The following is a 21,010-nucleotide window of genomic DNA, read 5'->3' on the forward strand; positions in this document are numbered from 1 at the left end:
CTGCGTCCATTCAATGGCTTCCGGCATTCGCCGGGATGACGAATTGAGTGTGAGGATTGAGCCATGGCGCTGACGTTGTGGATCGCGGCCGGCGGCGCCTTCGGCGCCACTTTGCGGCATTTCATGAATGTGCTGATCGGCCGGATCGCCGGTGACAGCTTTCCCTGGCACACGATGCTGATCAACATATCGGGCTCCTTCGTGATGGGGCTCCTGATTTCGCTGATGGCGCTGCGCTGGAATGTCTCGAACGAGATGCGCGCCTTCCTCACCACGGGCATTCTCGGCGGCTACACGACGTTCTCGGCATTCTCCCTCGATTTCGCCCTTCTGGTCGAGCGCAAGACCTATTATCTGGCTGGCGCTTATGCGCTGAGCTCAGTCGTCCTCTCGCTCGTGGCGATCTTTGCCGGCATGGCGTTCGCCAAGGTTTTCGCATGAGCGAGGTCATCCATCGCCGCGTGGTGCGCGATGAGGACGGCATGCGGCTCGACCGCTGGTTCCGCATCCATTTTCCGCAGGTAACCTTCGCCTATCTGAACAAGCTCGCCCGCACCGGGCAGTTGCGTGTCGCCGGCAAGCGGGTGAAGCCGAATGCCCGGCTCGAGGAGGGTCAGGAGATCCGCGTGCCGCCGCTTGCCTTCGAGGCGAGGCCTGCGGATGCGCCCACGGCTGAGGCCAAACCTCTCACCAAGGACGAGAAGAAGCTCTTCCAGAGCATGATCCTGCATGAGGACAAGGACATCTATGTTCTCAACAAGCCGGCCGGGCTCGCGGTGCAGGGCGGCACTAAAACCCATCGCCACATAGACGGCCTTCTGATCGGGCTTGGCGCCGAGCTCGGCGAGCGGCCGCGCCTGGTTCATCGTCTCGACCGTGAAACCTCGGGCGTGCTGGTGATCGCCAAGCGACGCGCGGTCGCCGCCTCCCTCGGCAAGCTCTTTGCGACCAGGACCGTGCGCAAAATCTATTGGGCGGCCGTCAAAGGTGTGCCCAAGCCGCCCCAGGGCAAGATCGACGTCGCGCTCATCAAGGCGGCGAGCCCCGACGGCGACCGGGTGCGGGCCGCCGAAGAACACGAAGAGGAAGCGCAGCGCGCCGTCACCCACTACAGCGTCATCGACAAGGCGCCGCCGGTGATGGCCTGGATGTCGCTCAAGCCCTCGACCGGCCGCCAGCATCAATTGCGCGCCCATATGGCCCATATCGGCCACCCGATCCTGGGCGACGACAAATTTGGCGGCGACCAGGACCTGCCTGCGGCGATCTCCAACCGGCTGCATCTGCACGCCCGGCGTATCGTCTTTCCGCATCCAAGAGGCGGCACGGTGGACGTTACGGCACCATTGCCGCCGCATATGCAGGAGACCTGGGGCCTGTTCGGCTTCGACCCGCAGCGCTATGACGAAGGCTAGCGCGCATCAGGGCGAAGTGGAATTACTTCGCCGAAAGGGATTCGCGCTGAATATGCGGGAGCAAATCCTTGTCGCCAGAATCTGCAACTTTGGCGGGATTTGCTCGGAAGAAAAGAGCTGAAAATGAAACTTGCTTTGTTTGATGTCGACGGCACGCTGATGGACAGCCAGGCCATGATCCTGGCTTCGCTCACGGCGGCCTTCAACTCCGAGGGCCTTCCCTTGCCGTCACGCAACGAGATGCTGGGGATCGTGGGGCTCTCGCTCGTCAAGGCGATGGCGACGCTGCGGCCACACGACGAGGCGGCGCGTCATGAGCGCCTGGCGGAGTCTTACAAGCAGGCTTTCTGGAGCTATCGCACCGACAAGTCCTTTCCCGAAATCCCCTTCGATGGCGCGCTCGATCTGCTGCGCAGGCTCCAGGCGCGCGATGACGTGCTGATCGGCATCGCCACCGGCAAGTCGCAGCGCGGTGTGCGCCATATCATCGACCAATTCGGGCTCGAAGGTGTGTTCACCACCATCCAGACTTCCGACGACGCGCCCTCCAAGCCGCATCCCGGCATGATCCTGCAGGCGATGACCGAGACGGGCGCCAGAGCTGAGGACACGGTGATGATCGGCGATGCCATCTTCGATATCGACATGGCGCACGCGGCCGGCGTCAAGGCCGTCGCGGTGGGGTGGGGATTCCAGCCCGCGAATGTGCTGGCGGGCGCGAAGCCTCACGCGATAGTCAATGATTTCAATCATTTGGAAGAAACACTTGGTGTTTTGTGGCAGGACAAGGCGGCATGACGGGGAGTTCGGCCCGGCGCTTCTATAAACAGGTCTCCGTGACCGGCGCGGCGGCGCCATTTGCCATCACGCTCGATGACCGGCCCTTGCGCACGCCGCTGAAGCGGCCGCTCGATCTGCCGACAAGGCCACTCGCTGAGGCTGTTGCCGCCGAATGGGAGGCGCAGGAACAGAAGATCGAGCCGCATAAGATGCCCTTCACCAAGCTCGCCAATACGGCGCTCGACCGAGTGGCGACCGACAAGGACCGCATCATCGGTGAGATTGTCGATTTCGCGGGCTCCGACCTCATCTGCTACCGGGCCGCCAATCCGCCGGATCTGGTGGAGCGCCAGGCGCGCATCTGGCAGCCGGTGCTCGATTGGGCACGCCAGGCGTTCCAGGGGGAGTTCACGGCGACCGAAGGCATTGTCCATATCGCCCAGCCCCCGGCATCGCTGGCCGCGCTGCGGCAGTTTCTCTCCGCCAGGGGGCCCTGGACGCTGACCGCGCTCCACAACATGACGACGCTTACCGGCTCGGCCCTGATCTCGGCCATGGCCTGCGAGAGGGATCTGCTCCCCGCCGAAGCCTGGCTTGCCGCACATGTCGATGAGGATTGGCAGATCGAGCAATGGGGCTGGGACGAGGAGGCGCGCCATCGCCGCGCTTTCCGCAAGCGGGAATTCGACAATTGCCTCCGCTTCTGCGAACTTTCACACTGAGCCGCAGGCTATAGAAACGATAGAGGGTAGGGGACCTGATGCAGCATATATTGGAGAAGCTGGAAGAGCGCCGTGCCAATGCCAGGCTCGGCGGCGGCAAGAAGCGCATCGAGGCCCAGCATGGCCGCGGCAAGCTCACCGCGCGCGAGCGCATCGATCTTCTCCTCGACGCCGGCTCCTTCGAAGAGTTCGACATGTTCGTCGAGCATCGCTGCACCGATTTCGGCATGGAGAAGTCGAAGATCCCGGGTGACGGCGTCGTCACCGGTTGGGGCACCATCAATGGGCGCGTCGTCTACGTCTTCGCCAAGGACTTCACCGTTTTCGGCGGCTCGCTCTCCGAGGCCCATGCCCGCAAGATCACCAAGATCCAGGATATGGCGGTGCAGAACCGCGCGCCGATCATCGGGCTGTTCGATGCCGGAGGCGCCCGCATACAGGAAGGTGTGGCGGCGCTTGGCGGCTATGGCGAGGTATTCCAGCGCAACGTTCTGTCTTCCGGCGTGATCCCGCAGATCTCGGTGATCATGGGCCCCTGCGCCGGCGGCGATGTCTATTCCCCGGCGATGACCGACTTCATCTTCATGGTGCGCGATACGAGCTACATGTTCGTGACCGGCCCTGATGTGGTGAAGACCGTGACCAACGAAACGGTGACGGCCGAGGAACTGGGCGGCGCCTCGGTCCACACCACACGCTCCTCGATCGCCGACAAGGCCTTCGACAATGACGTCGAGGCGCTGCTCCAGATGCGCCGCTTCATCGATTTCCTCCCGTCGTCCAATACCGCGCCGATTCCGGAGCTGCCGAGCTTCGATGATGGCGAGCGCATCGACATGTCGCTCGATACGCTGATCCCGCGCAATCCGAACCAGCCCTATGACATGAAGGAACTCATCCTGAAGGTCGTCGACGAGGGCGATTTCTTCGAGATCCAGGAAGCCTTCGCGCGCAACATCATCACCGGCTTCGCGCGCATGGAAGGCCGCACCGTCGGCATCGTCGCCAACCAGCCCCTGGTATTGGCTGGCACGCTCGATTCCGATGCCGGCCGCAAGGCGGCGCGCTTCGTGCGTTTTTGTGACTGCTTCAATATCCCGATCGTCACTTTCGTCGACGTTCCGGGTTTCCTGCCGGGGACCGCGCAGGAGTATGGCGGACTCATCAAGCATGGCGCCAAGCTGCTCTTCGCCTATGCCGAGGCCACTGTCCCCAAGATCACCATCATCACCCGCAAGGCCTATGGCGGCGCCTATGTCGTCATGGCGTCGAAGCACATCAGGGGTGACGTCAATTATGCCTGGCCCACGGCCGAGATCGCGGTCATGGGGTCCAAGGGTGCCGCCGAAATCATCTACCGCCAGGAGCTCGGCGAGCCCGAGCGCATCAAGGCACGGGTCAAGGAATATGAGACGCGCTTCGCCAACCCCTTCGTCTCGGCCGAGCGCGGCTACCTCGACGAAGTGATCATGCCGCATTCGACCCGCAAGCGCGTCGCCCGCGCGCTCAACATGCTGCGCAACAAAGAGCTGCAGAATCCGTGGAAGAAGCACGACAATATTCCGCTTTAGTCCATGCCGGGTGATGACCTGCTGCTCCGGCTGGGTCTGGCGCTCGCCATTGGATTTCTGATCGGCCTCGAACGCGGCTGGAAGGAGCGTGACGAGGCGGAGGGCCGGCGCACCGCCGGGCTGCGGACCTATTCCCTGATCGCTCTCCTGGGCGGCGTCTTCGGCGCACTGACGAGGGGGGACGATTTCCTCCTTCTCGCGGCGGGTTTCGTCATGGTGAGTGGCACGCTCGCCGCCTTCTTCTGGCGTGAGGGGGTGAGCGAGGATGATTTCAGCGCCACCAGCGTGGTCGCCGCAATGCTGACTTTCATGCTGGGGGCCTTTGCCGTGCTAGGCGATCCCCAGGTGGCGGCGGGCGCCGGGGTCGCGACGGTGCTGCTGCTCGCCACCAAGGCGCAACTACATGGCTGGCTCGCCCGCATCACCTGGCCGGAATTCCGCGCCGGCCTGCTGCTCGCGGCGATGACCTTCATCGCGCTGCCGCTTCTGCCGCATGAAGCCATCGATCCCTATGGCGCGCTCAATCCCTACGAGCTCTGGCTCATGACCATCCTCATCGCCGCGGTATCTTTTGCCGGCTACGCCGCGATCCGCATCGCGGGGCCGGAGCGCGGCACGGTGATGGCCGCCGGCGCTGGCGGGCTCGTTGCCTCGACCGCCGTCACTCTGACGCTGGCCAGGCTCGCGCGCGACAATCCGCATCGCGTCAGATTGCTCGGCGGCAGCGTGGTCCTGTCGGGGGCGGTGATGCTCCTTCGTGTCCTGGTGGTCGTGGCCATCCTCAACCACGCGCTGGCCTGGTCTTTGGCGCCGGCCTTGATCGCCGGCGCCACCGCCATGGCAGTCTACGCCTATCTGCTTATCCGCTTTTCGCCCGATGGCACCAAGAACGGCAAAGCTGATCTCAATCTCAAGAACCCCTTCGATCTGATGGAAGTGCTGCGTTTCGGTCTGCTCCTGACCGTCGTCATGCTGCTCGCGGTCGCGGCCCGGCATTTCTTCGGCGAGGCGGGGCTCATCGGTCTCGCCGCCATTTCTGGGCTCGCCGATGTCGACGCGATCACGCTGTCCATGGCGAAGGCCGCGCAAGCCGGTGTGACGGCCGGGCCGGCGCTGGCTATCCTCACCGCGGTCGGCGTGAACACGCTCGCCAAGACGGGCTACGCCGCCTATGTCGGCGGTGCGCGCATCGGAGCGCTCACGGCCTCAGGCGCAGCGCTGAGCTTCGCAGCGGCGGCTGCCGGCTATCTTCTGATCCCCATGGCAAGGAGCCTTTGATGTCGAAGAACGATGATCCGGCCTTCTGGACCTCGGCGCGAAAGCATCTTCTGCGCTACGGCGGCAGCTTCGAACCGCTGATCATCGAGCGTGCCAAGGGAAGCTACGTCTATGATGCCGATGGCCGCGCCATCCTCGACTTCACTTCCGGCCAGATGAGTTCCATCCTTGGCCATTCGCATCCGAAGATCGTGGCGATCGTACAGGCGCAGATCGCCGAACTTGATCACCTGTTCAGCGGCATGCTGTCCCGTCCGGTCGTCGATCTGGCGGATCGGCTGGCAAAGCTGGCGACCGGCCTCGACAAAGTCATCCTGCTGTCGACGGGTGCCGAAGTGAACGAAGCGGCGATCCGCCTGGCAAAGCTCGTCACCGGCAAGCACGAGGTCGTCGCCTTCTCGAAGAGCTGGCATGGCATGACGGGCGCCGCCGTGTCGGCGACATTCAGCGCCGGCCGCAGAGGCTACGGGCCCGCCGCGGTCGGATCCATGGCCATTCCAGCGCCCAATGCCTATCGCCCACGCTTCGCCCATGCCGACGGAACGCTCGACTGGCAGACAGAGCTCGACGACGCTTTCGCGCTCATCGATGCCCAGTCGACCGGCAATCTCGCAGCCTTCATCGCCGAGCCGATTCTGTCGGTCGGTGGTGTCCTCGACTTGCCGCCCGGCTATCTCGCCGCCCTCAAGCGCAAATGCGAGGAGCGCGAAATGCTGCTCATCCTCGATGAAGCGCAGACCGGCATTGGCCGCACCGGCACCATGTTCGCCTACCAGCGGGACGGCGTGACGCCAGACATCCTCACCTTGTCCAAGACGCTGGGCGCCGGCTTGCCGCTGGCGGCGATGATGACCACGGCGGCGATCGAGGAGAAGGCGCATGAGCGCGGCTATCTCTTTTACACGACGCATGTGTCCGATCCGCTGACGGCGGCGGTCGGACTGGCGGTCCTCGATGTCGTTGAGGAGGAGAAGTTGGTCGACAAGGCGCGTCGTTCCGGCGAACTGCTGCGCCAGGAGTTCCTTGCGCTTCAGCAACGTTACGACTGCATCGGCGATGTGCGCGGCCGTGGCCTGCTGATGGGGGTGGAAATCGTCAGCGAGCGGAAGGACAAGTCGCCAGCCTTCGAGCTCGGTAGCCGGATCGGCGAGGAAGCGATGCGTCGCGGCTTGAGCACGAATATCGTCAAGATGCCGACCATGGGCAGCGTGTTCCGCATCGCGCCGCCGCTCACCATTTCCGAGGGCGAGATTGCGGAAGGCGTCAGGATATTCCGGGAGGCGATTGAAGCTTCTTTAGCGGCCAGGTGATGCTGACGCTGAACGGAGCCTATATCGAGTCCCTTGAAGGCTCGTCTGCTCTCGTCATACGGGTATTCAATACGAATGTTCGCTGGCTCTCTTGCAATGTATAGGACAGGAGTCGCAGAGATAAGCCTTCCGGAAGAGAGCTCACGCAATGGGCCAGAACCTGGACGATCAGACGCCTCTCGACCGGGAGGAAATGATAGCTGAATGAGTTGTGATCTCTGGGGAGCTACCAAGAGATCCCGACTGTCGTTGTACCATCCCCAGTCAGATTAAACTCAAGCCAGCGGGGCACGATCAAGCCGTCAATCCTGCCTGTCGAGTATTTTCAGCAGAGTCTGAGCCGCTTTCCGGAGTTGTTGGCGCTCCTCGCTGTCCATACGATCGAGTGTGAGCGCGATAGTCCCTGCATCTCCGGAAAAGTAAACGACGGCGCCCGGCTTCGCCAAATCCTCATAGCTGCCCTCCACCTTGTAGCAACGGATAGGTCGCGCAAATCCTTTCACCGATATCGGCGGTCGCTCCACGGCGCTGATGTCATCCTTGACCAGCGAAAAAGTCTCATGCGCGATCAATATGCATCCGACTTCGGTATGTGTCTGGAGCCGCGCGGCGAGGTTTACTTCGCCGCCTATGATCGTGTAGTCCACGCGATCCTCACTGCCGAAGTTTCCGACCGTGCAGAAGCCGGTGTTGATCCCAATCCGAAGCCGGAAGGGGTTTTCCAAGCCCAGGTCACGCCATTCTGCACCCAGTTCGGCCATCCGTGCCTGCATTGCTATGGCCATTTTCACACAGGCGAGCGCATCTTCCTTCGCTCCGCGCGTTTCGGGGTCGCCAAAGAACACCATGATGGCGTCACCGATAAACTTGTCTATCGTGGCGCCATATTGCAGCGCGATCTTGGACATCTCGTTGAGATATCGATTGAGAAGCGCAGTCAGCTCTTCGGATTCGAGACTGTCCGTGGTTTCGGTGAAACCCGCGATATCGGAGAAGAAGATCGTCAACTTCTTTCGCGTTGACGATACCTCGACACTGTGGCGCCCCGAAAAAATCGATGAATAAACCTGCGGAGCCAAGTACTTTGACAGTTTGTTCGACAGAGCCTCCAACATCCGGTTCTTCTCCGCGGCCTCTCCGCCCGCCTGTTCGGCTTGCTGCTTGGCCTCAAGGAGTCTGTCGATAAATTGCCTTCGCTCCGTCACATCGGTGTAGACGGATACCGTATCGCCGCTCTCCGTCTTGTGTTCCTGAATCTCGATCCAAGTCCCATCGCTCCTCAGCTGCACCGTGGGGCCCTTCGGGTCTCGATGGCTTTGCAGCCGGGAGGCAACCCATTCCTCCCTGTCGGACAGAGCAGCAGAGATCATTCCCATCTCGGCTGCTCTGCGGATGACGGTTTCAAATGATTGCCCTGGCCGTACCAGATCTTCTTCGTCCGGGTACAGCAGTGTGCGGTAGCGGGAGTTGCATGTGACAAGGACGTCGTTGGCATCATAGAGCGAAAAGCCGTCCGTGATGGCCTCTATCGCGTTCGTGAGTCGCGATTGGATAAGCAGGAGCTCCTCGTCCCTGCGCTTGATCTCGTCGACGTAGTTCACGACGGCACGTCCCATGTCCGCGATTTCGTCTCTTCCCGTCAAGAGCTGTTTCGTCGCCTCCGTAGGCGAACCCCGTTGCACCGCGACTTTCAGTCGATTCAACCGGCCGATGACTGACAGCTGAAAATAGGTCGCGATAATTGCGGATAAGAGCAGTCCCAATACACCCAAGGCAAGCATGATGGTGGACCGCTCCCCCAGGACTGCGCCAAGAACCCGGTTCTGAGCGGTGATATCGGCCTGTATGCTCTGCGTCAGAGGTTGAATCCTTTCACTGAGCTGTTGCGACAGGGAATCGCTTTCCTTCAGCAGCTCGACGATCTCGACTTGAATTTTATTCAGGCGCTCACGCGCCGCAACCACTTGGCTGACCGCAATGTCAAGTTTGCGAAGGCGAAGAGCCGCCGGCGTCAGGCCTGAAACGGCAGACGCCGATGTCTCGGGAACGCTGGTGGGTGGAACGGCCGGCGATGGGCCTTGCGGTCCACCACCAAGGGCGCGGAATGCCCTGGCATTCAAGTCGTCGAGCTGGATGAGCCCATCGCGGATCAGCTGGCGGTTCTCCGCCGTCGAATCGGAATCCAGGGTTTCGGCGAACGATTGCGAGTCAGCACTCAGTGCAGCGAGCTGTCCGGCAGCCCGCTGCATGTCCGCCTGTGCTGTCGCCTTGCCGTAAATCTGGGTGGCTAACCGGTCAGCGTTCGAGAACATCGACTGCGCGATTCGATCTATCTCGCTGACGTCACTCTTATTGCCAAGCTCCTTGGTGAGCGCCTGGATCAATTTCTGTAGGGACGATTGAAGCCTGAAGGTCTTGGTAGAGAATTCCGTCAGTGAACCGACGGTCATATCCTGTGCAAATAGGCTGGGTGCCAGCGAAGCCAGTATCTCACTCTCCTGCCTCAACTGCGCCGCAGCAACCATGGTGGCAAGCTGCGTCGAAGCTACTCGATCGAAGCTCTCGTGGAGTTGATTGAAGGAGTAGACCGCCAATCCTGCGCTGACCACGATAAATGTGGCTAGGAGAGCCAGTCCGGTTAGTAGTTTGGCGCCAACTCCGAGATTCATCCCGCGCATCGCACGTCCCCTGGTAAAGTGCTTTTCAAAAGCCACCGGCACTCGACTGCAGATTGGGAAATTGACCTAAAGTACAGGTTAGTATAGTGAAATCTATACTTATAGGCAGGGTAGGCATGAACCGGCGAGTCCTGGCCGCTGTTGCGATGCTCCTCTTGACGTTTCTGCTCTCGGGGCGACTCCCTGCCGCGGAATCCGGCCTCGACCGCATCAAATCCAAGGGAGTTTTGGTCGTTGCCGTAGATCCGGATTGGGCACCGACTTCCTGGCGCAAGGACAATGGTGAATTCGACGGCTTCGATGTGGACGTATCGAAGGAGATCGCCCGGCGCATGGGAGTGAGCGTCCAGTTCTACATGCCCTATTCCTTCGAGGGTGTGCTGGCTGGCAACTGGGGCGGGAAGTGGGATATCGCGACGAGCGTCACGCCAACGGCACAGCGCGCCGAAAGAGTACAGTTTGCCAAGCCTTATGTATACTCACCGAGCTCTTTGGCCGTGCACAGGGATAATGCGATCATACAAGAGCCTTCCGAAGCGAGCGGGAAAAGGATCGGGGTAGTAAAGGGATCCGAGTACGAGAAGTATCTGACTCGGGAACCTTTCGAAATTTTCGACATGCCCTCGTTCACCTATAAGATCGATCATCCCAAGATCGTGGAGTTCGACGATGAAACGTCTCTCTACGCCGCGTTGGCCAAGGGCGATGGCGTCGAACTCGACGGCGTCATCGATGATTTGAGTGCGGTGATGCAGCAGGTCGCCGACGGGGCTCCGTTGCGGATCGTAGGGCAGCCGCTAACCTATACGCCAGGCTCAATCGTCGTGGAACATGGTGATGAAGAGTTCGCGACGACTCTGAAGGAAATTATAGAGGCGATGCATAAGGATGGCACCTTAACCCGCCTGTCGATGAAATGGTACGATTTTGATCTCTCTCAATATTGATTTGGACCCTCCTGCGCCGCGACGGCTGTAGATTATCCGCAGGTGCCCGTGACGTCGGTCTGACTTGCTTCCAATGGCCAGGTGACGCTGAAGTTGAACGGCGCGAACAGGGCCTGCGACAGGCCGGCAGCCCCGGGCGGCGTGACAGCTGGGAAGAGTGCGGCCCAATCCATCAGCGGATCCCGGCCCGGCATCACGATCTCGGCATGGGCGAGCGAGGCGCAGACATAAACGACCGGTTCGCCTTGCACCTGCTGCGCTCGGCCGGAAACAGGCAGGAGCGCAAAGCTCAGAGCAGCGATGAGATAGAGGCCGGCAAGAAGAAAAACCGAAGCGAGGAAACGGACGGCGAAGCGGAATGCGCCGCCCATTTTATCCGATCTTCTCGCCGATCAGGTCATACTCCTCGGCCTCGACGATCCGTGTGCGGACCATGTCGCCGGGTGTGAGACCGGTCTCGCCGGGCAGGAAGACGTTGCCGTCGATCTCCGGCGCATCCCAGGGCGAGCGCCCGACCGCTTCCTCGTTTTCCTCGTCGATCTCGTCGATGAGGACGTCGATCTCGCGTCCGACCTTCTTGGCGAAGATGTCGGCGCTGATCTCCTGCTGCGTCTGCATCAGCCGATGCCAGCGCTCTTCCTTCACCTCGTCGGGAACCGGGGCGGCCAGATCATTGGCCTTGGCGCCGGCGACCGGCTCGTATTTGAAGCAGCCGACGCGCTCGAGACGGGCTTCCTTCATCCACTCCAGAAGATAGTTGAAATCCTCTTCCGTCTCCCCCGGGAAGCCGACGATGAAGCTCGAACGGATGGCGATGTCGGGCGCGATCTTCCGCCAGGAAGTGAGCCGGTCGAGCACCTTCTCCTGGTTCGCCGGACGGCGCATGGCTTTCAGCACATTGGGTGCCGCATGCTGGAAGGGGATGTCGAGATAGGGAAGGATCTTGCCTTCCGCCATCAGCGGAATGACCTCGTCGACATGCGGATAGGGATAGACGTAATGGAGCCGCACCCAGGCGTCGAACTGGCCGAGCTCCTTGACGAGGTCGGCGAACTTAGCGCGAATCTCGCGGCCGCGATATTTGCTCTCCGCGAATTTGAGATCGAGGCCATAGGCGCTGGTGTCCTGGGAGATGACGAGCAGCTCCTTGACGCCGGCTTTGACCAGACGCTCGGCCTCATAGAGGATCGAGGCGGCCGGACGGCTCGCAAGGTCGCCGCGCAGCGACGGGATGATGCAGAAGGAGCAGCGGTTGTTGCAGCCTTCCGAAATCTTCACATAGGCATAGTGACGTGGCGTGAGCCTAAGGCCTTGGGGCGGGATCAGGTCGAATTTGGCGTCATGCATTGGCGGAACGGCGTCATGCACGGCAGACACGACCGCCTCGTACTGGTGCGGTCCGGTGACCGCCAGAACGGCCGGATGGGCCGCCCGGATCGTATCGGCCTCGACGCCCATGCAGCCGGTGACGATGACCCGGCCATTCTCGCTCACGGCCTCGCCGATGGCGGCCAGCGATTCGGCCTTGGCGGAATCGAGAAACCCGCAGGTATTCACGATAACCACATCGGCGGCGTCATAGCCGGGCGAAATCACATAGCCCTCGGCCCTGAGCTGGGTGAGGATGCGTTCGGAATCGACCAGGGCCTTGGGGCAGCCGAGGCTGACCAGGCCCACTTTGGGAATATGTCTTGCGGCAACTGTCATGCTGCCGGGGTCCATAGACCAGGGCGCGGTTTGCCGCAAATGGTCTTGATGCTAGAGTGGCCCTGGGCCATATGATGGGAAAGCCCAGGTTGTGTTGGGGATTTAATCATGGATACACGAAATATCGTCATTGCCCTGGTGATCGGGCTGGTCGCCGGCTGGCTGGCAAGTTTCGTGGTCGGTGGCTCGGGGCTCATCCGCTACCTGATCAGCGGCGTCATCGGCTCCTTTGTCGGCAGCTTCATTCTGAGCAAGGCGGGCATCAATCTGGGCATCGGCAACGAGATCGCGCGCGACATCGTGACAGCCACGATCGGCGCCATCATCGTGGTCTTGCTGGCGCGCTTCATTGCCGGTTAAAGGTTTATAATAGGAGACATCGACTATGGAACCGAACTCTCTCTTGGATCTGGGCGGCGGCGTGGGCTGGATCGGCACGCTGGTGATTGGCGGGCTTGCCGGCTGGATCGCGGAGAAGATCACGAAGAGCGACATGGGCGTCCTCATGAACATTGTCGTCGGCATCATCGGTGCCTATATCGGTGCGTTCCTGGCCAATGCGCTGGGGCTCCAGCTGGGCGAGATCTTCAGCGGCTGGTTCTGGGGCAATCTGCTGGTCGCCGTCGTCGGCGCGGTGATCCTGCTCCTTGTGGTGAAGATGTTCCGTGGGCGGAGCGCCTGATAAGAATTCATGGTTACTGTTCTCGATACGCTGAAAGCCCGGCCGCGCCATCCTGAAAAGGCGCATAAGCCCGATACTCCCATCCTGCGCAAGCCGGACTGGATAAGAGTGCGGGCGCCGGGCTCGCCCGTCTATAACGAGACGAAGGCGATCGTGCGGGAAAACCGCCTCGTCACCGTGTGCGAGGAGGCCGGCTGCCCCAATATCGGCGAGTGCTGGTCGAAAAAGCACGCCACCTTCATGATCATGGGCGACACCTGTACCAGGGCCTGCGCCTTCTGCAACGTGAAGACAGGTCTGCCGGATGCGCTCGATGCGCAGGAACCGGCCAAGGTGGCCGATGCGATCGCCCGTATGGAGCTGTCGCATGCGGTCATCACCTCAGTCGATCGCGATGATCTCGACGACGGCGGGGCCGAGCATTTCGCGCAGGTCATCCGCTCGGTGCGGCAGCAGTCGCCGAAGACGACGATCGAGGTCCTCACCCCCGACTTCCTGCGCAAGAATGGCGCATTGGAGAAGGTCGTCGAGGCGCGTCCCGACGTGTTCAACCACAATCTCGAGACGGTTCCATCGCTTTATCTGCGCATCCGTCCGGGTGCCCGCTACTTCCATTCGATGCGCCTCCTGCAGCGCGTGAAGGAGCTCGACCCGCAGATGTTCACCAAATCGGGGATCATGGTGGGCCTGGGCGAGACGCGTGAGCAGGTCCTCCAGGTGATGGACGACATGCGCTCGGCCGACATCGACTTCATCACCATCGGCCAGTATCTGCAGCCCTCGCGCAAGCATGCCGCCATCGACCGCTTCGTGACGCCGGACGAGTTCAAGTCCTACGAGACCATCGCCTATTCGAAGGGCTTCCTGATGGTGTCGTCGAGCCCGCTGACGCGCTCCTCGCACCATGCCGGCGACGATTTCGAGAGGCTCAGGAAGGCTCGGGCGGCGAAGCACAAGCCAGCATAAGATGCCCAAGTTCAATGTCACCCGCGAAATGCCTTACAAGGCCGCGGAGCTTTTCGCCGTCGCCGCCGATGTCGACAGCTACAAAGACTTCCTGCCGCTCGTCGAGAGCTCGCGCAGCTTCGATCGCGTCAAGGTCGCGGACGGTGTCGAGCGCTTCAAGGGCGAGTTGCGGGTGCGCTACAAGAAGCTCCATATCGATGAGACTTTCTTGAGCGATGTCGTCGCCGACCGCGCCGCGCTGAAAGTGTCGTCGCGCTCGGAAGGCGGCCTCTTCGACCATGTGATTGCCGAATGGCGCTTCAGCGACCGCAAGACGGGTGGCGCGACGGTGGAGTTCCAGGTCGACTACAAAGCCAAGAGCCGTTCGCTGCAATTCTTCATGTCGGGCATGTTCGACTACATGGTGCGCAAGATCAACAACGCCTTCGAGGCGCGCGCCCGCGAACTGCACGGCAAGGCCTGATATCGGCCCCGCTTTTACAGGCGCGATAACAGGCCAAAACAGGGAAGAACAGGGAACTACAGGGAAAATCGAAAACTCCCTGTTGTCCCGCGGCCTCTAGAAGAACCCGCGCAGGAATGCCGCCGTTTCGTCTGAGATGCCGACGATCTTGTTGGTGGTCTGCCGGTAGAATTTGAAATTGAGCTCGGTCTCGGGCCGGTCGTCCTTCCAGTCGGTGAAACTCTTGAGCTCGCGCCGCCCCATGGGCAGTTTGGCGAGTGCCGTGCGTTTGACGGAGATGGTCACCCGTGGTGTCTGGCGGACGATGCCACGCTTGCGCGGGACGGCCTTGGCGGCGGTGACCAAGCCCCGCGCGATCAGGCCCTGACCGCCTTCTTTCTCGCTCGCGAAGAGGAAAATCTCGTTGCCCTCGGCGATCCGTTTGCCGCCATACATTGTCTTCTGTTTCACGAAGACGAAGGTACTGGCCTGCGGGTCGCAAATCTCGACTTTGATCGCGAAGGCCATTCACTTCACTCCGCAAAGAGTAACATCCCGATCATGATGGCCTCTTGCCGCACAAAGGATCAACTCCCTTTGTGGGAAGGCAAGGCTTGCGAGATTTCCTTCAAATATGGCTGTCGCAAACCCAGCCGGCTTTCGGCCGGTAGCGACATTGGTACATCCCGCCTTCGACATATCTGAACCCAAGCTCATAGAATGTCCCGATACGCTGATAGGTTCCGCGATCAATCGCCTCGTCGCCCGTATAAAGATCGGGCAGCTGGGCGATCTCATCAGGCACCAGCGAGGTGAGCGAGGCAGGGTAGGGCCCGTGTTTGGCATGATATCGTTGCAGAGCCGCGATCACCGGAGCCGACTGGGCGTACCGCTGTTCCGCATAGCGTCACTTGCCCGGAGGATTCGAAAAGACGTAGCAGCCGGTGAGAAGCACCGAGGCGAAGAGGGCAGCCCAGATACGGAGCCTCGCCCCATTGCACATGTCAGGCCAGCCGCGTGCTGGCGGTACCGATTTGCGCTTCGATGAGATCGAGCGCCGCCACAACCGCGCGCAGGCGCACTTCGGCGCGGTTTGCGTTCTCGAAGACGAAGCGGCGATGCGCGGTCGGGCCACGGCGCGAGGCGCAGCCGAAATGGACCAGGCCGACCGGTTTCTCGGGCGAGCCGCCGCCGGGACCGGCGATGCCTGTGACCGAGACGGCGATATCGGCCTTCGAGTTCTCGAGGGCGCCTTCCGCCATGGCGCGGGCGCAGGCCTCGCTGACCGCGCCATGTAGATCGATAAGATGGGCCGGCACACCGAGCAGGTCCATCTTGGCTTCGTTGGAATAGACGATGAAGCCACGCTCGACGACATCGGAGGAGCCGGCGATCTCGGTGAGGAGGCCGGCGATCAGTCCGCCGGTGCAGCTTTCCGCCGTCGCGAGCTTGAGCCCGCGCTGGCGCAGCGACTCGAGCAGCGCCCCGGCCTCAGAGAGGAGAGCGGGTGAAAACACGCTCATCCCGGCAACCTCACGATCACATTGGCGAAAGCGGTAACGCCTTCGCGCCGCCCGACGAAACCGAGTGTCTCCGCCGTGGTGGCCTTGATGGCGATGCGGTCCTCACCGATGCCGAGCATGGCGGAAAGGCTGCTCTTCATGGCGGCGAGATGCGGTGAGATACGCGGTACTTCGGCGAGAATGGCGATATCGGCATTGCCGACCTTGCCGCCACGCTGGCGCACCAGCTCGACCGCCTTGGACAGGAAGATGGAAGAGGGGGCGTCCTTCCATTGCGGATCGCTCGGCGGGAAAAAGGTGCCGATATCGCCCTCGCCGATGGCGCCCAGAATGGCATCGGTCAGCGCATGCAGCGCCACATCGGCGTCGGAATGGCCGGCGAGCCGTTGCGTATGATCGATGCGCACGCCGCACAGCATGACATGGTCGCCCGGCGCGAAGGCATGGATATCGACGCCCATGCCGGTGCGGATGTCGGTGAGGTTGCGGTTGAGGGTCCGGTCGGCTTCGGCGATGTCGTCCATGGTCGTCATTTTGCGGTTCTCAGGGCTACCGGCAACAATCGCCACGTCGAGCCCGACGAATTCGGCGACGGCGGCATCATCGGTAAGCTGGCTATGGCCGGCTTGGCGCGCTTTCTCATGCGCGGCGCAAATGGCGTCATAGGCGAAACCTTGCGGCGTCTGCACGGCCCATAGGCCGCTGCGGTCGATCGTGCGCTCGATCGTGCCGCTTGCGGCCCTCTTGAGCGTGTCGGCGACAGCCAATCCGGGCACGGCGCCTTGATGTGTGGCGAGCCCGGCGATCACGCGATCGATGAGCTCAGGCGACAGGAAGGGCCGGGCCGCATCGTGAATGAGTACATGGGTAAGGCCATGTCTTGCCAAGGCTTCGAGGCCAATGCGGCACGACTCCTGACGCGTGGCCCCTCCTGTGACGGGAGGTGCAATATCCAGATCACTCACGGCGTCCCTGAAAAGCCCGGTCTGGTACGGGCCGATGACGGTCTGGACGGCGGCGATACGGGGATGGTCGAGGAGCGCCTTGAGCGTCCACCAGAGCACCGGTCGTCCACCAATAGTTTGATATTGTTTCGGTTTTTCGCCCCCGGCCCGGCTGCCTGACCCGGCGGCGACGACCACTGCGCCAATTTTCATGAAGACGCCTCTATCAGCGGCAATTGGTCTGAGCAAGCCGTCCTTGACGGAGAAGCTGGCTCAACTAAACTGCATAAAAATCATACATCGAAAGTTCATGCCTAAAATATGAGCATATCAGTTGGCGATCTCCGATTACGCAACCGTGTGCTTCTGGCGCCCATGTCAGGCGTGAGCGATCGTCCGTTCCGCGAGATCGCCGATCTCGCAGAGGCCGGCCTGGTGGTGACCGAGATGGTGGCCAGCCGGGAGCTTGCCGAAGCCCGTGCCGACATGGTGCGGCGCACCGACCGCCCAGCCAGCGGCTCGCTCTTCGCGATCCAGCTCGCCGGGCGCGAGCCGCATTGGATGGCGGAAGGCGCGCGTATCGCCCAGGATCTCGGTGCCGACATCATCGATATCAATATGGGCTGCCCAGCCCGCCAGGTAACGGGCGGCTATTCGGGCTCGGCGCTGATGCGCGATCTCGACCACGCGCTCACCCTGATCGAGGCGACAGTTGCCGCCGCGCGCGTGCCCGTCACGCTCAAGATGCGGCTCGGCTGGGACGAACGCCTCATGAACGCGCCCGAGCTTGCGCGGCGCGCCGAGCAGGCGGGCGTCAAGATGGTCACCGTGCATGGGCGCACCCGCTGCCAGTTCTACAAAGGCAAGGCGAACTGGACGGCCATTGCCGCGGTGAAACAGAGCCTCAAATCCATTCCGCTCATCGCCAATGGCGATGTGGCGAGCCTCGCCGATATCCGCGCCATCCTTCGGGAGTCCGGCGCCGATGGCGTGATGGTCGGGCGTGGCAGCTATGGCCGGCCGTGGTGGCCCGGCGTGCTGGCGCATCTGCTCGACCCCAATGCCGGCATCCCGGAACCGGATCTCGACCGCGAGGCCGAGCTCGTAGAGCGCCATCACCAGGCGATCCTGTCGCTATACGGCCATGAGCATGGCAACCGCATCGCGCGCAAGCATCTGGGCTGGATCATCGAACGCAAAGTCGAGCAGGGGCTTCTTACGACCGAAGAGGCGGCCGGCTGGCGGCGCAGACTTACCGCTGAGACCAACAATGTGAAGGTTGCCGATGGTGTGCGCGAGCTCTATGCGCGCCTGATGGATCGCGACAGGAGGGCGGCGTGAACTTCAGCAAGCCCGGCGACGCTTACGCGGCCCCCGATATGGGCGTGCTGATCGACGCCTTGCCCAATCCCTTGCTGGTGCTCGACGGCGAGGATCACATCCATCTCGCCAATTCGGCGGCGGAGGATTTCTTCCAGGTCGGCAAGACGGCGCTGTTGCGCGCCAAATTCACCGACCTGATGCCGCTGGCCAGCCCGGCGATCAATGCCATCGCCGAAGCCCGCCTTTCGGGTGGCGTGGTCAATGAATATGCGATCAGCGCCGGCACGCCGCGCTATGGCAGCGAGCGCAATGTCGACCTTCAGGCCGCCATCGTCCATGAGCAGCCGCGCTTTGTGCTGGTGATGCTGCTCGAACGCTCGATGGCGCATAAGATCGACCGCCAGCTCACGCATCGCAATGCGGCGCGCTCGGTGTCCGGCATGGCGGCGATGCTCGCCCATGAGATCAAGAATCCGCTGGCCGGCATCCGCGGCGCCGCGCAATTGCTCGAGCCGACCCTATCGGGCGAGGACCGGCCTCTGGCGCGCCTCATCTGCGAGGAGACCGACCGCATCCGCGATCTGGTCGACCGCATGGAGGTTTTCTCCGACGAGCGTCCGCCCGAACGCGAGCCAGTCAACATCCATGTGGTGCTGGAGCGCGTGAAGGCCCTCGCCATCGCCGGCATGACGCAATCCATCCACATCCGCGAGGAATATGACCCGTCGCTTCCACCGGTGATGGGCAGTCGAAACCAGCTCATCCAGGTCTTCATCAATCTGGTGAAAAATGCCGTCGAGGCGATCGAAGGCAGTGGCAGCGGCGGCGAAATCCAGCTATCGACCGCCTTCCGTCCCGGCATCAGACTGTCGATCGCCGCGTCCGGCGAGCGCGTTACCCTGCCGCTCGAGGTTTGCGTCAAGGATACGGGGCCGGGTGTGCCCGCCGACCTGAGACCGCATCTATTCGATCCCTTCATCACCACCAAACCCAATGGGCGCGGCCTCGGCCTCGCTCTGGTGGCCAAGATCGTGCGCGACCATGGCGGCATCATCGAATGCGAGCCGCATGACGGCGGCACCACATTCCGCGTTCTCCTGCCGATGTTGCGGCAAGCACCACAAACTCAACCGGAAGAAACGAAGGCATGAAGGCCAAGACCGTACTGATTGCCGACGACGACAGCGCCATCCGCACTGTCGTGTCGCAGGCGCTGTCGCGCGCCGGCTACGCCGTGCGCTCGACCGGCACCGCCGCCGGACTCTGGCGCTGGGTGACGGAAGGGGCGGGCGATGTCATCGTCACCGACGTGGTGCTGCCCGACGAGAACGCCTTCGACGTCCTGCCGCGCATCAAGAAGATGCGGCCATCGCTGCCCGTTATCGTGATGAGCGCCAAGAACACGATCATGACGGCGATCGCCGCCGCCGAGCGCGGCGCCTATGATTATCTGCCGAAGCCCTTCGACCTGAGCGCGCTCGTGTCGATGGTCGGGCGCGCCGCGCAGCATGAAATCCGGCCGGTTACACCGCCCAATGCGCCGGCCGAGAATCTGCCGATCATCGGCCGCTCGCCGATCATGCAGGAGATCTACCGCGTCATCGCCAGGCTCACCCAGACGGATCTTACCGTGATGATCGAAGGCGAATCCGGCACCGGCAAGGAACTGGTGGCGCGCGCCGTTCATGATTACGGCAAGCGCCGGCGCGGGCCCTTCGTCGCCATCAATATGGCGGCGATCCCGCGCGAGCTGATCGAGTCGGAGCTGTTCGGGCATGAGAAAGGCGCCTTCACCGGCGCCACCAGCCGCATGGCCGGCCGCTTTGAGCAGGCCGAAAGCGGCACGCTCTTCCTGGACGAGATCGGCGATATGCCCTTCGAGGCGCAAACGCGGCTTTTGCGCGTCCTGCAGCAGGGCGAATATACGACCGTGGGCGGCACGCAGCCGATCAAGACCAATGTGCGCATCATCGCCGCCACGCATCGCAATCTGCGCCGCATGATCGATCAAGGCCAGTTCCGCGAGGATCTGTTCTTCAGGCTCAATGTCGTGCCGATCCGGCTGCCGCCCTTGCGCGAGCGCACCGACGACATTCCCGATCTCGTGCGGCATTTCCTGGCCCAGGCCGAGCGCGAGGGCCTGCCGCGCAAGATCATGCCGGCGCCGTCGATCGAGCGGCTGCAGGCACATCGCTGGCCGGGCAATGTGCGGGAGCTGGAGAACCTGATCCGCCGCATCGCGGCACTTCATCCGGAGGAGAGCGTGTCGCCCGAGACCATCGATCGGGAGCTTGTTTCAGTCGCCCCGTCATCGGCGAGCGCGGAAGCGGGTGATGAGGCGGGCGGGCTCAGCGGCTATCTGGAGAACCACCTGGCCAGGCAATTCGCCAGTTTTGGCGACAACCTGCCGCCACCCGGCCTCTATCACCGTGTGCTTGCCCATGTGGAGCCGCCGGTGATCCGGGCCGCCCTTGCCGCGACCAAGGGCAACCAGATCAAGGCGGCAGAGCTCTTGGGCCTCAACCGCAATACGCTCAGAACCAAGATCCGGGCCTACGGAATTCAGGTCGTTCGCGGTCTCTAATCTGAATTTGACCTTAGGGGATGGTGGTGCGCGAGCAAAATCCGCGCCAAACGCCAGCTCACGGTGTTTCAGTATCTAATTGAACAATATAGGGAAATCGACACTGTCGCAAATTGGCCACGATAGTTGTTGATTCCT

22 protein-coding genes are annotated in these 21,010 nt (G+C 62.1%); 15 read left to right on the top strand and 7 right to left on the bottom strand.

All coding sequences use genetic code 11. From position 1 onward, the window contains the following. The first annotated feature begins 63 nt into the window (after window positions 1–63). From crcB to G5V57_RS27625, 7 genes are all read left to right on the top strand, one after another. Entirely contained in the window at window positions 64–441 is a 378-nt protein-coding gene (gene crcB / locus G5V57_RS27595) for a fluoride efflux transporter CrcB (RefSeq protein WP_165171429.1), read from the top strand. After that, the gene (locus G5V57_RS27600) at window positions 438–1,415 is read left to right on the top strand and encodes an RluA family pseudouridine synthase (protein ID WP_165171431.1); all 978 of its coding nucleotides are present in this window, start codon (window positions 438–440) and stop codon (window positions 1,413–1,415) included. Before crcB ends, G5V57_RS27600 begins: the two co-directional genes overlap by 4 nt. Window positions 1,416–1,538: 123 nt before the next feature. Then, entirely contained in the window at window positions 1,539–2,213 is a 675-nt protein-coding gene (locus G5V57_RS27605; protein WP_165171432.1) for an HAD-IA family hydrolase, read from the top strand. Continuing rightward, window positions 2,210–2,917: an ATP12 family chaperone protein gene (locus G5V57_RS27610; protein ID WP_165171434.1), complete on the top strand. Its 708-nt coding sequence runs from the start codon at window positions 2,210–2,212 to the stop codon at window positions 2,915–2,917. The genes G5V57_RS27605 and G5V57_RS27610 overlap by 4 nt, the downstream gene beginning before the upstream one ends. A 38-nt stretch (window positions 2,918–2,955) precedes the next feature. Beyond that, the gene (locus G5V57_RS27615; protein WP_165171436.1) at window positions 2,956–4,488 is read left to right on the top strand and encodes an acyl-CoA carboxylase subunit beta; all 1,533 of its coding nucleotides are present in this window, start codon (window positions 2,956–2,958) and stop codon (window positions 4,486–4,488) included. A gap of 3 nt (window positions 4,489–4,491) precedes the next feature. Further along, the gene (locus G5V57_RS27620) at window positions 4,492–5,766 is read left to right on the top strand and encodes a DUF4010 domain-containing protein (protein ID WP_165171438.1); all 1,275 of its coding nucleotides are present in this window, start codon (window positions 4,492–4,494) and stop codon (window positions 5,764–5,766) included. Next, the gene (locus tag G5V57_RS27625; RefSeq protein ID WP_165171440.1) at window positions 5,766–7,076 is read left to right on the top strand and encodes an aspartate aminotransferase family protein; all 1,311 of its coding nucleotides are present in this window, start codon (window positions 5,766–5,768) and stop codon (window positions 7,074–7,076) included. The genes G5V57_RS27620 and G5V57_RS27625 overlap by 1 nt, the downstream gene beginning before the upstream one ends. A gap of 302 nt (window positions 7,077–7,378) precedes the next feature. Here the strand turns inward: G5V57_RS27625 and G5V57_RS27630 are convergent, their stop codons facing one another. Then, complete coding sequence (locus G5V57_RS27630) at window positions 7,379–9,754, bottom strand: adenylate/guanylate cyclase domain-containing protein (protein ID WP_165171442.1); 2,376 nt, start codon at window positions 9,752–9,754, stop codon at window positions 7,379–7,381. A 116-nt stretch (window positions 9,755–9,870) separates the two neighbouring features. Here G5V57_RS27630 and G5V57_RS27635 point away from each other — a divergent pair, with 116 nt between their 5' ends. Beyond that, the gene (locus G5V57_RS27635) at window positions 9,871–10,701 is read left to right on the top strand and encodes a transporter substrate-binding domain-containing protein (RefSeq protein ID WP_165171444.1); all 831 of its coding nucleotides are present in this window, start codon (window positions 9,871–9,873) and stop codon (window positions 10,699–10,701) included. A gap of 32 nt (window positions 10,702–10,733) precedes the next feature. Here G5V57_RS27635 and G5V57_RS27640 read toward each other — a convergent pair whose 3' ends face one another. Further along, the gene (locus G5V57_RS27640; RefSeq protein WP_165171446.1) at window positions 10,734–11,072 is read right to left on the bottom strand and encodes a hypothetical protein; all 339 of its coding nucleotides are present in this window, start codon (window positions 11,070–11,072) and stop codon (window positions 10,734–10,736) included. A gap of 1 nt (window position 11,073) precedes the next feature. Continuing rightward, the gene (gene rimO, locus G5V57_RS27645; RefSeq protein ID WP_246737398.1) at window positions 11,074–12,408 is read right to left on the bottom strand and encodes a 30S ribosomal protein S12 methylthiotransferase RimO; all 1,335 of its coding nucleotides are present in this window, start codon (window positions 12,406–12,408) and stop codon (window positions 11,074–11,076) included. A gap of 108 nt (window positions 12,409–12,516) precedes the next feature. Between rimO and G5V57_RS27650 the strand changes: the two genes are divergently transcribed. Genes G5V57_RS27650 through G5V57_RS27665 form a run of 4 tightly spaced genes read left to right on the top strand, consistent with a single transcriptional unit; the run spans window position 12,517 to window position 14,519 of the window. After that, complete coding sequence (locus G5V57_RS27650) at window positions 12,517–12,768, top strand: GlsB/YeaQ/YmgE family stress response membrane protein (protein ID WP_165171450.1); 252 nt, start codon at window positions 12,517–12,519, stop codon at window positions 12,766–12,768. Window positions 12,769–12,793: 25 nt separating this feature from the next. Next, window positions 12,794–13,090, top strand: a complete 297-nt coding sequence (locus tag G5V57_RS27655; protein WP_165171452.1) for a GlsB/YeaQ/YmgE family stress response membrane protein — start codon at window positions 12,794–12,796, stop codon at window positions 13,088–13,090. A gap of 9 nt (window positions 13,091–13,099) precedes the next feature. After that, window positions 13,100–14,056, top strand: coding sequence for a lipoyl synthase (gene lipA, locus G5V57_RS27660; RefSeq protein ID WP_165171454.1), 957 nt, complete (start codon window positions 13,100–13,102; stop codon window positions 14,054–14,056). 1 nt (window position 14,057) lies between these two features. Further along, window positions 14,058–14,519: a type II toxin-antitoxin system RatA family toxin gene (locus G5V57_RS27665; RefSeq protein WP_165171456.1), complete on the top strand. Its 462-nt coding sequence runs from the start codon at window positions 14,058–14,060 to the stop codon at window positions 14,517–14,519. Window positions 14,520–14,615: 96 nt separating this feature from the next. On the opposite strand, the gene G5V57_RS27670 is transcribed toward G5V57_RS27665, so the two are convergent. The 4 genes from G5V57_RS27670 to G5V57_RS27685 form a co-directional block, all read right to left on the bottom strand. After that, window positions 14,616–15,026 (bottom strand): hypothetical protein, encoded by a 411-nt coding sequence (locus G5V57_RS27670; protein WP_165171458.1) that lies wholly within the window; start codon window positions 15,024–15,026, stop codon window positions 14,616–14,618. 100 nt (window positions 15,027–15,126) lie between these two features. Continuing rightward, window positions 15,127–15,369, bottom strand: a complete 243-nt coding sequence (locus G5V57_RS27675) for a hypothetical protein (protein WP_165171460.1) — start codon at window positions 15,367–15,369, stop codon at window positions 15,127–15,129. A 133-nt stretch (window positions 15,370–15,502) separates the two neighbouring features. Further along, a complete protein-coding gene (locus tag G5V57_RS27680; RefSeq protein WP_165171462.1) occupies window positions 15,503–16,021 on the bottom strand; it encodes a CinA family protein in 519 nt (172 codons plus the stop codon). Beyond that, window positions 16,018–17,178 carry a bifunctional 2-C-methyl-D-erythritol 4-phosphate cytidylyltransferase/2-C-methyl-D-erythritol 2,4-cyclodiphosphate synthase gene (locus tag G5V57_RS27685; RefSeq protein WP_165171464.1) on the bottom strand — a complete coding sequence of 387 codons (1,161 nt, stop codon included), beginning with the start codon at window positions 17,176–17,178 and terminating at the stop codon, window positions 16,018–16,020. The genes G5V57_RS27680 and G5V57_RS27685 overlap by 4 nt, the downstream gene beginning before the upstream one ends. A 108-nt stretch (window positions 17,179–17,286) precedes the next feature. On the opposite strand from G5V57_RS27685, the gene dusB reads away from it, so the two are divergent. The 3 genes from dusB to ntrC are packed head-to-tail and all read left to right on the top strand — an operon-like array spanning window position 17,287 to window position 20,872. After that, on the top strand, window positions 17,287–18,306 hold the full coding sequence (gene dusB / locus G5V57_RS27690) for a tRNA dihydrouridine synthase DusB (protein WP_165171466.1): 1,020 nt from the start codon (window positions 17,287–17,289) through the stop codon (window positions 18,304–18,306). Between the two features lie 38 nt (window positions 18,307–18,344). Beyond that, entirely contained in the window at window positions 18,345–19,439 is a 1,095-nt protein-coding gene (locus tag G5V57_RS27695) for a nitrogen regulation protein NR(II) (RefSeq protein ID WP_165174289.1), read from the top strand. Then, window positions 19,436–20,872: a nitrogen regulation protein NR(I) gene (gene ntrC / locus G5V57_RS27700; RefSeq protein ID WP_165171468.1), complete on the top strand. Its 1,437-nt coding sequence runs from the start codon at window positions 19,436–19,438 to the stop codon at window positions 20,870–20,872. Before G5V57_RS27695 ends, ntrC begins: the two co-directional genes overlap by 4 nt. Window positions 20,873–21,010: the final 138 nt, after the last annotated feature.

The organism is Nordella sp. HKS 07 (assembly GCF_011046735.1).
GTDB lineage: Bacteria > Pseudomonadota > Alphaproteobacteria > Rhizobiales > Aestuariivirgaceae > Taklimakanibacter.

Bases quoted from the DNA above. Each gene is read 5' to 3' on its own strand.
- G5V57_RS27630 (WP_165171442.1), bottom strand. From the start codon at position 9,754: ATGCGCGGGATGAATCTCGGAGTTGGCGCCAAACTACTAACCGGACTG.
- rimO (WP_246737398.1), bottom strand. From the start codon at position 12,408: ATGACAGTTGCCGCAAGACATATTCCCAAAGTGGGCCTGGTCAGCCTC.
- G5V57_RS27685 (WP_165171464.1), bottom strand. From the start codon at position 17,178: ATGAAAATTGGCGCAGTGGTCGTCGCCGCCGGGTCAGGCAGCCGGGCC.
- dusB (WP_165171466.1), top strand. From the start codon at position 17,287: ATGAGCATATCAGTTGGCGATCTCCGATTACGCAACCGTGTGCTTCTG.
- G5V57_RS27670 (WP_165171458.1), bottom strand. From the start codon at position 15,026: ATGGCCTTCGCGATCAAAGTCGAGATTTGCGACCCGCAGGCCAGTACC.
- G5V57_RS27640 (WP_165171446.1), bottom strand. From the start codon at position 11,072: ATGGGCGGCGCATTCCGCTTCGCCGTCCGTTTCCTCGCTTCGGTTTTT.
- ntrC (WP_165171468.1), top strand. From the start codon at position 19,436: ATGAAGGCCAAGACCGTACTGATTGCCGACGACGACAGCGCCATCCGC.
- G5V57_RS27635 (WP_165171444.1), top strand. From the start codon at position 9,871: ATGAACCGGCGAGTCCTGGCCGCTGTTGCGATGCTCCTCTTGACGTTT.
- G5V57_RS27615 (WP_165171436.1), top strand. From the start codon at position 2,956: ATGCAGCATATATTGGAGAAGCTGGAAGAGCGCCGTGCCAATGCCAGG.
- lipA (WP_165171454.1), top strand. From the start codon at position 13,100: ATGGTTACTGTTCTCGATACGCTGAAAGCCCGGCCGCGCCATCCTGAA.
- G5V57_RS27665 (WP_165171456.1), top strand. From the start codon at position 14,058: ATGCCCAAGTTCAATGTCACCCGCGAAATGCCTTACAAGGCCGCGGAG.
- G5V57_RS27605 (WP_165171432.1), top strand. From the start codon at position 1,539: ATGAAACTTGCTTTGTTTGATGTCGACGGCACGCTGATGGACAGCCAG.
- G5V57_RS27625 (WP_165171440.1), top strand. From the start codon at position 5,766: ATGTCGAAGAACGATGATCCGGCCTTCTGGACCTCGGCGCGAAAGCAT.
- crcB (WP_165171429.1), top strand. From the start codon at position 64: ATGGCGCTGACGTTGTGGATCGCGGCCGGCGGCGCCTTCGGCGCCACT.
- G5V57_RS27655 (WP_165171452.1), top strand. From the start codon at position 12,794: ATGGAACCGAACTCTCTCTTGGATCTGGGCGGCGGCGTGGGCTGGATC.
- G5V57_RS27650 (WP_165171450.1), top strand. From the start codon at position 12,517: ATGGATACACGAAATATCGTCATTGCCCTGGTGATCGGGCTGGTCGCC.
- G5V57_RS27620 (WP_165171438.1), top strand. From the start codon at position 4,492: ATGCCGGGTGATGACCTGCTGCTCCGGCTGGGTCTGGCGCTCGCCATT.
- G5V57_RS27695 (WP_165174289.1), top strand. From the start codon at position 18,345: ATGGGCGTGCTGATCGACGCCTTGCCCAATCCCTTGCTGGTGCTCGAC.
- G5V57_RS27600 (WP_165171431.1), top strand. From the start codon at position 438: ATGAGCGAGGTCATCCATCGCCGCGTGGTGCGCGATGAGGACGGCATG.
- G5V57_RS27610 (WP_165171434.1), top strand. From the start codon at position 2,210: ATGACGGGGAGTTCGGCCCGGCGCTTCTATAAACAGGTCTCCGTGACC.
- G5V57_RS27680 (WP_165171462.1), bottom strand. From the start codon at position 16,021: ATGAGCGTGTTTTCACCCGCTCTCCTCTCTGAGGCCGGGGCGCTGCTC.